We start from the raw sequence: 12,773 nt of genomic DNA, 5'->3' as shown, positions 1-12,773 counted from the left end.
AATTTAGTTTGAAAGGCTTTTTTATATGCTACTATATTAATGAGTATACGTTCTAATTAATCTTCAAACGTAGTATGATTGTAAGCGCCGACATCTATTGCTCCAGATCTTGGTGATCCAAGAATATCATTTAGTATAGAAAAAGCAGCATTACCAATTCCTATAGCTTCGGAATCATTCCCAATTCGCATCATGTTATTAGATGAATTTTCAAAGTCAGGAATTTCATTAAATACATTATTTACATAAAAGGTTGCATCCTCAAAATCATAATTACCATTGCCTTGAAGGTTACTATTGTCAAATCTCAATAAGCAGTTAGTGAATTTAAAGTTAAAGACATCACCTTCATTTTCTAGTAAAAACTCAGGGTTATCATTACCATAAATAATACAGTTATTAAAATTAGCTTCGGTTAAACTGTTTGTAAAAACCGCATTGTTTTCATCTACAATAAAATCATTTAATATTAGGGCAGGGAATTGTCTAAAACTATTATTCCAATAGTTAGCAATGGTGCAGTGTGTAAAATTGTATTTCCCACCAAATGTTCCAGCAAAAGAGGATTGCCCAGCGTTATTAATCACTACATTTTCTGCTGTTATAGAGGTTGCACGTCCTAATATTCCAAAACTACTCACATTATAGATTTGAGAATTGGTAATGGTTAATTTATCGTTAGGTGCATCTTGATTGCCTTCAGACAACACACCAATGGTCGCATTTTTAATGGTTGCGTAATTTATACTATTGTTTTCACTTCCGTTAAATAACCAAATCGTTCCCCATTGACCAGGAATATCTTCGTAAAGTGGTTCTAAACGATCACCTTCTAAAATGACTTCGTTTTCTAAGGCTTCTTGATCTGTGCTGAGTTGTCCATTTATAGTTAACGAGGCATTGTTGGTTACCATTAGTCCTGATTCTGCATGAAAATGAACTCTCGCACCAGCTTCTATGGTTAAGGTTTTTCCTGCGCCAACTCCAGCGTAACCATAAATAACATATGGTTTGTCATTAGTAAAGGTTAGTTCATCATCTTCTAGAAAACGACCTTGTAAGGTGGTTTCGTCTGGTGTACCATCTCCATCAACATCAAAGCTTAGTGTTTCAATAATACCGGTTACGTCATCTTTGCTTGGGTATATAAAAACAGCATCCTTAACTAAGGTCACAACATCAACATTTTGTTGGTTGTTTCCAGAATCAAATAGAATTTTGTCAGTATATAAAAATTGATTCTCTAAGGCTCCTAATGTAGAAATGTCTATAGTTGTTTCAATAAAAATGAATAAACTATCGTTAGCTAATAATTCTACATCTTCGAAGAATTTTCCTTGTTGTAAACCTTCTAATCCTGTGGTACCATCGATATTCATACGGTAACGTGAATTCACACCATTTTCGAATTGTATGGTCGGGATTACAATATCATCATCACTACGATTGTACACTTTTAAGTTATACGTGCTAGAGCCAATATTAGTAAAAACAGTGTCTAAATAAATAGTGTCTTTGGCAAAGCCAAGGTTTCCTTTGTTTGGTGTAAATTCGAAATCGTTACGACAAGAACTCCAAAATAATAAAATTCCAAAACAAAGTAAAAATGATAGCAATCGCTTCATAAGTGATAAATATAATTAAGGCTTAAAAATATAACTTTTGAAGTTAGGATTTATTATAGATACGTATAAATATGCGAAGATTATGATTACTGAATAATCAGAAATCCAATGGTAAAGATATAAGACGTTAGTGTGGTCAGGAATGTAAGTGGTTAATTCTTATTTTGCTTAACGCTCTTATCTCCATATTCGTCCAATAGAATTAAAAATAACTGACTACTAACGACCAACTCTTCTAGGAATTGCATTTTATTTTCTTCTTTAAGCATTTCCGAACTAATTTTCTTGGCATCGCAATAATCGAAAAATAGATGTTTTCTGCCTTCGGGAATTTTTAGATTATCAGTTAATAATTGCGTGTTAAAAAATGAGCTTGTACTGAACAATGAGTCCATTTGCGTATAGGTAATCGGTTGGTACGTAGTTGCAATGTATTTATCTTTCTTTTTAAGAAGATTAGCAACTAAGTCAATAATAGCAAAGAGATCTGGACCATAAGACTCCACTTCTGGTTTGTATTTTTCTGGATGATTCTTTATGTCCTCCTGAATGAGATTTTTAAGTTCCGTATTATAAGTCTCTTCTACAAAAACTGGTTGTTCTGGTTCTGCTTTTATTTCAACTTCATCGAGTTCTGTGAGTATTTCTTTAATTTCAAAAACGGCTGTACCATCAAAATGATACGCTTGTAACGCTACTGTTTTGGGATGGTAGAATACGGACTCAATAGAAATCGTATCCGTTACTTTGGCTTCGAGGCTAAATTGACCGTTGTTATTTGTTATCGTAATTCGGTTTTGTGTTTTGTTAAAGACTTTTACATTTTTAACGGTTCCGCTAGCATCATATACTTTTCCATTTAAAGTTTGAGAAAAGTGTAAGAGAGGTAGACCTAATAAAAAGAATAGAATAGTAATTTTACGCATACTTGATTTGATTGATGCGTTAAAGTAAAGTGATTAAGTTGAAAGCAATCTGCGTTTTAAAAAAACTTTAACCTAATAAACTGTTAATTAAAAAGTTCACGAATTTCTGGTGGTATACGTGTTGGGCGCTGTGTCTTAGAGTTCATTAAACACCATTTTGCTTTAGAACTTACAATAAGTTGTTGAGTTTTAATATCGATAATTTCTACATGTCTAATAGTGCTGACTCCTGCAACTTTCGGGACATATGTTTTTAATAATAGTTGGTCGCCAAGTAGTGCCGGACTTTTATACTCTATATAATGATTCACTAAAAACCATGAGTAAGTTTCTAAAATATCTTCTGTAGCGTAGGCGAGCCAATGATCTTTTGCTATATCTTGAACCCATTGCACATAACGTACATTATTTACATGGTTAAGATCGTCTATATCGTCTTGGTTAACAGTAATGGTTTTTTCGAATACGTGCACAGTGCTATTATTGTTTCATTATTTTAACTTCAAAAAGTTTGTCCCAATTTTTTCCTGTTACAAAAATGGTTTCACGCTCTGGATGGTAAGCAATACCGTTTAGAACATCTAATTCAGGATGCTGCGTCACTAGTTTTTTTAACGGTTTAAAATCAATAACACCTTCAACACCTCCTGTTTTGGGATTTATAATGGCCACCCCATTTTTTTGATACAAATTGGCGAAGATCTTACCATTAATCCATTCCATTTCATTTAAATTAGGAATTAAGCCTCTTTCGGTATAAACTTCAATATGGCTTTTTTTACTAAGATTTTCAGGGTTTAATAAATAGATTTTCTCAGTACCATCGGATTTGTAAAGTGTTGTACCATCATTACAAATTCCCCAACCTTCTTTACTGGTTCCGTAATTAAATGTGTTTAATTTTTCAAAGGTATTTACATCGTATACAAACCCAATACCTGCTTGCCAAGTTAATTGATAGATTTTATCATTCAGAATGGTAAGACCCTCTCCAAAATGAGCGTCATCTAAATTAATGTTTTTTAAGACCTCTCCTGTTTCAAAATTTACTTTTCTAAGTTTAGACTCTCCTCTTTGTCCTGTACTTTCATATAATTCTCCATTGTAAAATTCCAAACCTTGTGTGTATGATGTAATATCGTGAGGGTAGGTGTTTATAACTTCATACTTGTAGTAAGAAGGAATGATGTTATTAAAAATTTGAACGGATTTAGTTAAGGTTTCTGTCTTACCATCAAAATTAACCGTTGCAGTGATTTCTTTTTTACCTAAAGTAACTTGGTCTAAAACACTAATGCTATCAACTGGTTTACCATTTAACTGATACCTAACTTTAGTAATTTCAAAATTCTTCGGATTATCTACTGAAAGCTTCAATGTATCACCAAGCATTAAAGATTTTACGGAAGTATTTATAGATAAACTAGAAATTTTTGAAGCATTTGTTTCACCGCAATTAGATAAAATTAAGCTTAACGATAAGAGAATGAAATATTTAGAAATATGCATAATGTTTGTTTGAATTTTCAGCAAGTTATTAAATAAAATTCAGTTTAAAATCATTGCGTAAGTATTAAAAGATTGTATCTTTGCACCTGGCAAGTCCTACACAACCAGCTCCTGTTGAATCCTCCAGGGCGGGAACGCAGCAAAGGTAAATGGTCGTAGCGGTGTGATGTAGGTAGCTTGCCTTTTTTTGTACCCTAAAGTCAAATCTTGAACGCCTCGGCGAATCGAGATTTTTTCAGTTTATGTAGGTTCTAATCGAGGTTAGCCTAGTCTTAAAAGGTCTACTAATTTCAGAATTTGTATTTTCGACATTATAATTTATAAAACAGTATGTCTAAAGTTGTATTAATAACAGGTGGTTCTTCAGGAATAGGAAAATCGGTTGGTGAATTTCTTCAAACCAAAGGATTTAAAGTTTATGGCACAAGCAGGAATCCTGAGAGGTATCCTAATAGTAAATTTCCTATTGTAGCTTTAGATGTTACAAAGCCTGAAACGATTTCCAATTGTGTTGCAGAAATCCTAACTCACGAATCTCGAATAGATGTACTCTTAAATAATGCAGGTGCAGGAATTACTGGGCCAATAGAAGAGATTCCTGATGTAGAAATTAAGCGCAATTTTGAAACCAATTTATTTGGCCCCATAAATATGATTAAGGCGGTCTTGCCTGCGATGAGAGCGCAAAATTCTGGCTTAATTATAAATGTTACCTCAATTGCTGGTTATATGGGTTTACCTTATAGAGGTGTGTATAGTGCCAGTAAAGGGGCGTTAGAGTTAATTACGGAAGCCTTTAGAATGGAATTGAAAGGGTTTCATATTAATATGACCAATGTTGCTCCTGGTGATTTTGCTACAAATATTGCTGCTGGTCGTTACCATGCACCTGCTTTAGAAGATTCTCCTTATAAAGCAACGTACGGAAAAACGTTAAGTATGATGGACGAGCACGTGGATAGTGGCAGTGATCCTAAACAAATGGCAGAAGCGATTTATAAAATCATTCAGACTAAAAAACCGAAAATCCATTATAAGGTCGGTGCCTTTATGCAAAAGTTTTCTATTGTTTTAAAACGTATTCTTCCAGATTCAACTTATGAGAAGTTATTAATGAATCATTATAAGTTGTAGGGATTGTGGTAGGTTTTTTGAGTTGTAAAACTAAATCAACTAGAATGAAACGTTTTAAAATGCTTCCTAATTTTAGTTTGTTTTTTATGCTTTGGGTGCGAAGATATTATAGAGTGTATAATTAATAAAAGCCCCGAAAGACCTAATAAATCTTTTGGTGTTGGTTATGTTAATAATTACTATTACGAAGAGTTGACTTCAGAAATTAGAAATGAGCCTAACGACGATGATTATGGCTATACCTATGAAATCTATGGTGACTTACCAGATGGTTTAAAGTTTAGAGACATTCACTAATTTTAGAACATTATTGATAGAATGAACAGCACGGACTTCAGAAACTTTTATATTTAAGGTTTAACTCTATGTTGATCCACCTGAGTATTATGATGAAGATTCTGAGCAATACGAAGATTCTTTGTGTGCCTATTCTACTTCAAAAGAGTTTACTATAATTGTCAATTAGATGTTTTTGTTAATATATTCTGAAAAATCATTTCTTTAAATGTGAGCTTAAAGTCGTAAATTCGCCACAACTAAAAACACAATAATTCAAAATCATATTACATGAAATTTTTTATCGATACAGCAAACCTAGAGCAGATTAAAGACGCTCAAGATATGGGTATTTTAGATGGTGTTACAACAAACCCATCGTTAATGGCTAAAGAAGGCATTACAGGAACAGATAATATTATGAAACATTATGTGGATATCTGTAATATTGTAGAAGGAGATGTTTCTGCAGAAGTTATATCTACAGATTTTGAAGGTATGGTAAGAGAAGGTGAGGCCTTAGCAGAATTGCACGATCAGATTGTGGTAAAATTACCGATGATCAAAGATGGTATTAAGGCGTGTAAGTATTTTTCGGATAGAGGAATTAAAACCAACGTAACTTTAGTGTTTTCTCCTGGTCAGGCCTTATTAGCTGCAAAAGCTGGTGCAACTTATGTATCTCCTTTCATTGGTCGTTTAGATGATATTTCTACAGATGGTTTAAACCTTATTGCAGAGATTCGTCATATCTATGATAACTATTCTTTTGAAACTCAGATATTAGCAGCTTCTGTACGTCATACAATGCACGTCATAGATTGTGCTAAATTAGGTGCAGATGTTATGACGGGGCCTTTGAGTTCTATTACAGGATTACTTAGACATCCATTAACCGATAGTGGATTAGAAAAGTTCCTAGCAGATTATAAAAAAGGAAATTAAATCTATATTTTACAATAATTTAAAGAGCATCTTGTTTTACAATAAGATGCTTTTGTTGTAATAAGTCCTCTAGAGTATCATTAAACTCAGAGTTGAAAATGTTAGCATTAGGGTGTAAAATAATGCCATTTTCATCAACAATAATGCATTTATTTAAGTAGTTTACTGCTAAGCTTTTGCGTGCAGATTTTGAATTTTTAAATTTAAACTCATTAATAGTAGGAAAGTTATAATTGTCAATGATGTTTTTCCAGAATCTATCATTATTATCATTAACATTAATAGAGATGAAATCAGTTTGAGGAAAATTTGCTTTTAATTTTTCTACCATATAATGGCTATTTCTATATTGTGATTTCGAATTAGACGACCAGAAATAAATTATAGTAGGTCTAGTTATAATAGAATTAATAAAATGCTCTGTATCATTATAATTCACAATAGAAATATTTGGTAACGGATTACCTTGACGCAATAATTTTAATGAAGATACCAAATCAGTCATATACTGTTTGTCTTCTTCGTTAGTACTCTTTTCTAAATAATAATTGAGTAGTTCATTAGCGTCATCCTCCGTATGGTTGTAGCTTATATATTCTCGTGCTTTATATTTTAATAAGTTGTTTTTAATAATAGGATCTGTGATTATACTGTCTATTAAATCTAATTTAGACTTATTATAACCCATGGCATGTCTATTAAACTTGCTGTGGTAAGCATTATCCTTATAATAGTTATGAATCGCTAAATTATCTATATGAGAAAATAAGAAACGATTATAGGCAAAGAATCGACTTAAATGTGTAGCATTATAATCGATGTCTTTTCTATGTCCAAAAAAGTCTTCAGGTAAATCTTTAATATGAATTAATTTATTGTTGCCAAAATAAGCGAAAGGATAAATTTCTTTATCCGCGTAAGCATTATAATTGATATTAGCTTCTATAATAGATTTGAAAAATTCTGATTCTTCATTTCGCGTTAAAAATTGATCAAATTCATGTAATTGCGTTTGTCGTCTATTTTCAACAAACTTATTAAAAGCCTCAGGTTCCATCTTAGAATATTTTACCAACTGCTTCGCCTCTTTTTCATTAGATAAATAGGTTTTAAGGAGGTAGTTGTTCTTTTTGGCACCGTTTCCTGTAAAAACTAAAGACTCGTCAAAATCGTAAGTGTTTAATCTAAACATTATACTATCATTAGGTTCTAACAACAACATTTGGTATTCGCCGCCATGTGTCAAAGAATATAAACCCGGATGAAGATTATCTATTTTAAATATAAATCGATTGTTTTCGTCTAATATAATAGAGTCTAAAACCTGCCCATTAGTATTATAGAGGACAACACTACTATTTTTCGGATTGATAATTTCACCACCAATATATGCAGAGTCACTAGTATCACCACCTTTGAATTGACATCCAAAAACAGTTGATAACAAGGCAACAGTAAGCACTATACGAAAAGTTAGCATGTAGAAATAATAAGAGTTAGAAAACAAAAATATACGAAGCTTCACGCAACTGCTGTTAATACCTCGTTAAATCTTATGAGTAAGTCTTATAATTTCAACTAAATGCACAAATCTTAGTCGTTTTACAATTAATATTTTACTTTATTAGTAGCAATACCATTTAGAAATAAGTCGTAATTTTTTAACTAAGCGTGGTCATTGCGTTCAGAAACGTCTTTCAATTAAAATTTTACGCTTTTTTTAAGATTCATAATGGGGTAAAATAGCAGATTTTGAGTTTAATTTTCTACTTTTGCACTCTCAAAAATTCACCTTTATTTATAATAAGGTTAATAGATTAAAATTTAAAGACATGTTATCAGTTTCTAATCTTTCAGTTCAATTTGGAAAACGCATACTTTTTGATGAAGTAAGCACCACATTTAATAATGGTAATTGCTATGGTATTATCGGTGCCAATGGTGCCGGAAAATCTACATTTTTAAAGATTATAGCAGGCAAAATGGATCCAACATCAGGAAGTGTTCATTTAGAGCCAGGTAAACGTATGTCTGTTTTAGAACAGAATCATAATTTGCATGATGAAGACACTGTTTTAGAAACCATATTAAAAGGAAATAAGCCTTTACATAAATTGAAATCTCAATTAGATGCACTTTATGCGGATTACACCGATGCCAATGCTGAAAAGATTGGTGAACTTCAAGTTCAATTTGAAGAAATGAACGGTTGGAATGCTGATAGTGATGCTGCTGCGATGTTATCTAACTTAGGAATTAAGGAAGATTACCATTACACTTTAATGAAAGATTTGGATGGTAAGCAAAAGGTACGTGTCTTATTAGCACAAGCTTTATTCGGAAATCCAGATTTACTAATCATGGATGAGCCTACCAATGATTTAGATTATGAAACTATTTCTTGGTTAGAAAATTTCTTAGCAAACTATGAAAACTGTGTTATCGTAGTCTCTCACGATAGACATTTTTTAGATTCCGTTTGTACACATATTTCTGATATCGATTTTGGGAAAATAAACCATTTCTCTGGTAACTATACCTTCTGGTATGAATCATCACAGTTAGCGGCAAGACAGCATGCACAACAGAACAAAAAAGCAGAAGAGAAGAAGAAAGAATTAGAAGACTTTATCCGTCGTTTCTCAGCTAACGTTGCTAAATCAAAACAAGCAACGAGTAGAAAGAAAATGATTGAAAAATTAAATATTTCAGACATAAAACGTTCTAGTCGTCGCTATCCAGCTATTATTTTTGAGCGCGATCGCGAAGCTGGAGATCAGATTTTAAACGTGCAAGGCTTATCAGCCAGTTTAGAAAATGAGGTTTTATTTAATAATATAGACATCAATTTAAATAAAGGAGATAAAGTCGTGGTGTACTCCAAAGATTCTAGAGCAACAACAGCGTTTTATCAAATATTAAATGGAAAAGAACAGGCGGATTCTGGAAAATTTGATTGGGGAGTTACAACGACACAATCGTATTTACCACTAGACAATAGCGAGTTTTTTAATAATAAATTATCATTAGTAGATTGGTTACGTCAGTGGGCAACAACGGAAGAAGAGCGCGAAGAAGTTCACATAAGAGGTTTCCTCGGAAAAATGATTTTTAGTGGAGAAGAAGCATTAAAAACGTCAGATGTATTATCTGGAGGTGAAAAAGTACGTTGTATGTTAAGCCGTATGATGATGACAAGGGCTAACGTTTTAATGTTAGATGAGCCAACAAACCATTTAGATTTAGAGAGTATTACGGCATTTAACAATTCCTTGAAAAACTTTAAAGGAACGATTATGCTAACCACTCACGATCATGAGTTTGCTCAAACTGTTGGTAATAGAATTATTGAATTAACACCAAATGGGGTTATTGATCGTTACATGACGTTTGATGAGTATATGAGTGATAAAAAGATAAAAGAACAACGCGAAAAAATGTATGGTGGTAACGCCTAAATTAAACGTATAACTTTGAAATGTAAATGCTGATATTTAAAAAATATCAGCATTTTTTTTTGTCTTATTCAGAAGTGTCTCCTCGTTTGAGTTGAATATTGAATGGACTAAGCCAATTGTGCTAGCTTCTAAATTTCTATTTTAAATGGAGGCTTCCTACTATTTAAGATGCAGTTTCCATTTCAGATTTTACTCTGTTTATAATAACCATAGCCTTATCTAACTCTTCATTATGAACATAAAGCTCTTGAAATCCCTGATTCATCGATGCATAGCCAGCTAAACGTTGCGATTCCCCTTCATCTTTAACAATGGGTACAATACCTGCGTGTTCTAATTCATCTTTAACACGCGTAACTAAAATAAAATTCCCGTAATAAACTTTTGTATATTCTGTAGTGCTCATAATTATATGTTTTAATTGATGATTAAAAGTTACGAAATTTTATCAATATTATTTACTAAATAAATCATAATTTTATTTATGTTACCTATAGCTTTTGGTTTTCTTATAGTTTTTAGCTATTGAAAAATAAATTAAAAAAATGCGTATCTTCAGTCCAGAGCATATTAATGCATAATTTTATCAAAAATTAAAACACAAAAACTTGTAATACATGGAAAAGAATCCGCATTCAAACGACGCTCCTCAGGGCAAAAATTTCGATATTAATGAAAGCACTGCTAAATGCCCTTACTTAAGTGGTACAGTTAAACACACTGCAGGTGGTGGTGTTGAAAATAGAGATTGGTGGCCAAACGAATTAAAACTTAATATTTTGCGTCAAAATGCCTCGAAGTCTAACCCGATGGGAGATGATTTTAATTATGCAGACGCGTTTAATAGTTTAGATTTTGAAGCGCTTAAAAAAGATGTTACGGATTTAATGACGGATTCACAAGATTGGTGGCCAGCAGATTATGGACACTATGGGGGTTTAATGATTAGAATGGCTTGGCATAGTGCAGGGACGTATAGAGTTGGTGATGGTAGAGGTGGAGCAGGAGCTGGAAACCAACGTTTTGCTCCAATAAATAGTTGGCCAGATAATGGAAACTTAGATAAAGCCAGATTATTATTATGGCCTATTAAACAGAAATATGGTAATAAAATTTCTTGGGCAGATTTAATGATTCTTGCAGGAAACTGCGCCCTAGAATCTATGGGTTTTCCAACATTTGGTTATGCCGGTGGACGTGAAGATGTATGGGAGCCAGAACAAGATACGTATTGGGGAAGTGAAACCGTTTGGGGTGAAAATGAAGCACGTTACGAAGATGGTGATTTAGAAGATCCGTTAGCAGCGGTGATGATGGGATGGATTTACGTGAATCCAGAAGGTCCAAATGGAAATCCAGATCCGATGGGTTCTGCAAAAGATGTGAGACAGACATTTGCAAGAATGGCAATGAATGATGAAGAAACTGTGGCTTTAGTTGCTGGTGGACACACTTTTGGTAAAGCACATGGAGCGGCAGATCCTAATGATTATGTTGGTAAAGAACCACATGGTGCTTCTATTGAAGAAATGAGTACAGGTTGGAAAAATTCATTTGGTACCGGTGTTTTAGATGATACTATTACTAGTGGAATAGAAGGAGCCTGGACTCCAAACCCTACACGCTGGGATAATGAATATTTTGATGTCCTATTAAATTACGATTGGGAGTTGACTAAAAGTCCTGCAGGTGCACACCAGTGGAAACCTACAGCAGCGTCGAATGCTCGTATGGCACCAAAAGCAGGTGATGCTAATGGCAAGCAAGATTTAATGATGACTACAGCAGATATTGCGTTAAAAGTAGATCCTATCTATTTAGAAATTTCTAAACGTTTTCATGCGGATCATAAAGCTTTTGAAGATGCCTTTGCCCGTGCATGGTACAAATTAACGCACAGAGATATGGGACCAATTTCTCGTTATTTAGGTCCTGAAATTCCTAAAGAAGAATTGTTATGGCAAGATCCTGTTCCAACGGTAGATTATTCGTTAAGTGACGCTGATGTTTCTACATTAAAAGATTTGATAGCGGATTCTGGATTAACGATTTCTCAAATGGTGACTACAGCTTGGGCTTCAGCATCAACTTACAGAGGTTCTGATAAAAGAGGTGGTGCTAATGGATCGCGTTTGCGCTTAGAGCCACAACGTAGTTGGGATGTTAATAATCCTACAGAATTAAATAAGGTATTAGCTGTTTTAGAGCGTATTAAAGCTGATTTTAATGACGAGGTATCAATAGCTGATTTAATTGTTTTAGCAGGAAATGTTGGTGTGGAACAAGCAGCGAAAAATGCTGGTCATCATGTTTCTTTACGTTTTGTAGATGGTAGAGGAGATGCTACACAAGAACAAACGGATATTGAAGCATTTGATTATTTAGAACCTTTAGCTGATGGTTTTAGAAATTATATTAAACCTGATTTAAAAATAGCAGCAGAAGATCTATTAATAGATCGTGCTAACTTATTAACGCTATCGGTTCCTGAAATGACTGTGTTAATGGGGGGGTTACGTGTGTTAGGTGCTAATTATGATGGTTCTTCTAATGGAGTGTTTACGGATACGGTGGGTCATTTAACCAACGATTTTTTTAAGACTATTCTTGATTTTACTTACACATGGAAAGCAACATCAGAAGATGATCGCTATTTTGAGGGTAGTAACCGTAACACGGGCACGGTAAAATTCACAGGTACGCGAGCTGATTTAATTTTTGGATCTAATACAGAATTAAGAGCTATTGCTGAAGTATATGGTGCTAATGATGGACAAGAGCGCTTTGTAAAAGATTTCGTTGCGGCTTGGACTAAAGTGATGCATTTAGATCGTTTTGATTTAAAATAATTAAAAGAATTGATAAAAGCATAAAAGGAGTGAGCTTTAAAACTCATTCCT

The 12,773-nt window shown here is 33.4% G+C and carries 10 protein-coding genes and 1 other RNA gene; 5 read left to right on the top strand and 6 right to left on the bottom strand.

Annotation, left to right across the window (positions count from 1 at the left end; translation table 11 throughout):
* Window positions 1-56: 56 nt before the first annotated feature.
* From HM986_RS12970 to HM986_RS12955, 4 genes are all read right to left on the bottom strand, one after another.
* Window positions 57-1,625 (bottom strand): right-handed parallel beta-helix repeat-containing protein, encoded by a 1,569-nt coding sequence (locus HM986_RS12970; protein ID WP_179335518.1) that lies wholly within the window; start codon window positions 1,623-1,625, stop codon window positions 57-59.
* Between the two features lie 152 nt (window positions 1,626-1,777).
* Complete coding sequence (locus HM986_RS12965; RefSeq protein ID WP_179335517.1) at window positions 1,778-2,551, bottom strand: hypothetical protein; 774 nt, start codon at window positions 2,549-2,551, stop codon at window positions 1,778-1,780.
* 83 nt (window positions 2,552-2,634) lie between these two features.
* Window positions 2,635-3,024, bottom strand: a complete 390-nt coding sequence (locus HM986_RS12960) for an acyl-CoA thioesterase (RefSeq protein ID WP_179335516.1) — start codon at window positions 3,022-3,024, stop codon at window positions 2,635-2,637.
* A gap of 7 nt (window positions 3,025-3,031) precedes the next feature.
* A complete protein-coding gene (locus HM986_RS12955) occupies window positions 3,032-4,060 on the bottom strand; it encodes a glutaminyl-peptide cyclotransferase (RefSeq protein ID WP_179335515.1) in 1,029 nt (342 codons plus the stop codon).
* Between the two features lie 87 nt (window positions 4,061-4,147).
* Between HM986_RS12955 and ffs the strand changes: the two genes are divergently transcribed.
* From ffs to fsa, 3 genes are all read left to right on the top strand, one after another.
* Window positions 4,148-4,246: signal recognition particle sRNA small type (gene ffs, locus HM986_RS12950), an RNA gene on the top strand.
* Window positions 4,247-4,390: 144 nt separating this feature from the next.
* Window positions 4,391-5,194 carry an SDR family oxidoreductase gene (locus tag HM986_RS12945; protein WP_179335514.1) on the top strand — a complete coding sequence of 268 codons (804 nt, stop codon included), beginning with the start codon at window positions 4,391-4,393 and terminating at the stop codon, window positions 5,192-5,194.
* Window positions 5,195-5,761: 567 nt separating this feature from the next.
* Window positions 5,762-6,415, top strand: a complete 654-nt coding sequence (gene fsa / locus HM986_RS12940) for a fructose-6-phosphate aldolase (RefSeq protein WP_020894780.1) — start codon at window positions 5,762-5,764, stop codon at window positions 6,413-6,415.
* A 19-nt stretch (window positions 6,416-6,434) separates the two neighbouring features.
* Here the strand turns inward: fsa and HM986_RS12935 are convergent, their stop codons facing one another.
* Window positions 6,435-7,895 (bottom strand): TlpA family protein disulfide reductase, encoded by a 1,461-nt coding sequence (locus HM986_RS12935; RefSeq protein ID WP_179335513.1) that lies wholly within the window; start codon window positions 7,893-7,895, stop codon window positions 6,435-6,437.
* 352 nt (window positions 7,896-8,247) lie between these two features.
* Here HM986_RS12935 and HM986_RS12930 point away from each other — a divergent pair, with 352 nt between their 5' ends.
* Entirely contained in the window at window positions 8,248-9,873 is a 1,626-nt protein-coding gene (locus HM986_RS12930; protein ID WP_179335512.1) for an ABC-F family ATP-binding cassette domain-containing protein, read from the top strand.
* A 163-nt stretch (window positions 9,874-10,036) separates the two neighbouring features.
* Here the strand turns inward: HM986_RS12930 and HM986_RS12925 are convergent, their stop codons facing one another.
* On the bottom strand, window positions 10,037-10,279 hold the full coding sequence (locus HM986_RS12925; RefSeq protein ID WP_179335511.1) for a putative signal transducing protein: 243 nt from the start codon (window positions 10,277-10,279) through the stop codon (window positions 10,037-10,039).
* A 211-nt stretch (window positions 10,280-10,490) separates the two neighbouring features.
* Between HM986_RS12925 and katG the strand changes: the two genes are divergently transcribed.
* Window positions 10,491-12,722, top strand: a complete 2,232-nt coding sequence (gene katG, locus HM986_RS12920; protein WP_179335510.1) for a catalase/peroxidase HPI — start codon at window positions 10,491-10,493, stop codon at window positions 12,720-12,722.
* The last annotated feature ends 51 nt before the right edge of the window (window positions 12,723-12,773 follow it).

This window comes from Winogradskyella costae (genome assembly GCF_013403865.1).
In the GTDB taxonomy this organism is placed as follows: Bacteria; Bacteroidota; Bacteroidia; order Flavobacteriales; family Flavobacteriaceae; genus Winogradskyella; species Winogradskyella costae.
This window is presented reverse-complemented; position numbering and strand designations above follow the sequence as displayed.

What these genes read in the sequence shown, in the direction of transcription:
- HM986_RS12970 (WP_179335518.1), bottom strand. Translation starts at nt 1,625, where the DNA reads ATGAAGCGATTGCTATCATTTTTACTTTGTTTTGGAATTTTATTATTT.
- HM986_RS12965 (WP_179335517.1), bottom strand. Translation starts at nt 2,551, where the DNA reads ATGCGTAAAATTACTATTCTATTCTTTTTATTAGGTCTACCTCTCTTA.
- HM986_RS12955 (WP_179335515.1), bottom strand. Translation starts at nt 4,060, where the DNA reads ATGCATATTTCTAAATATTTCATTCTCTTATCGTTAAGCTTAATTTTA.
- HM986_RS12945 (WP_179335514.1), top strand. Translation starts at nt 4,391, where the DNA reads ATGTCTAAAGTTGTATTAATAACAGGTGGTTCTTCAGGAATAGGAAAA.
- fsa (WP_020894780.1), top strand. Translation starts at nt 5,762, where the DNA reads ATGAAATTTTTTATCGATACAGCAAACCTAGAGCAGATTAAAGACGCT.
- HM986_RS12935 (WP_179335513.1), bottom strand. Translation starts at nt 7,895, where the DNA reads ATGCTAACTTTTCGTATAGTGCTTACTGTTGCCTTGTTATCAACTGTT.
- HM986_RS12930 (WP_179335512.1), top strand. Translation starts at nt 8,248, where the DNA reads ATGTTATCAGTTTCTAATCTTTCAGTTCAATTTGGAAAACGCATACTT.
- HM986_RS12925 (WP_179335511.1), bottom strand. Translation starts at nt 10,279, where the DNA reads ATGAGCACTACAGAATATACAAAAGTTTATTACGGGAATTTTATTTTA.
- katG (WP_179335510.1), top strand. Translation starts at nt 10,491, where the DNA reads ATGGAAAAGAATCCGCATTCAAACGACGCTCCTCAGGGCAAAAATTTC.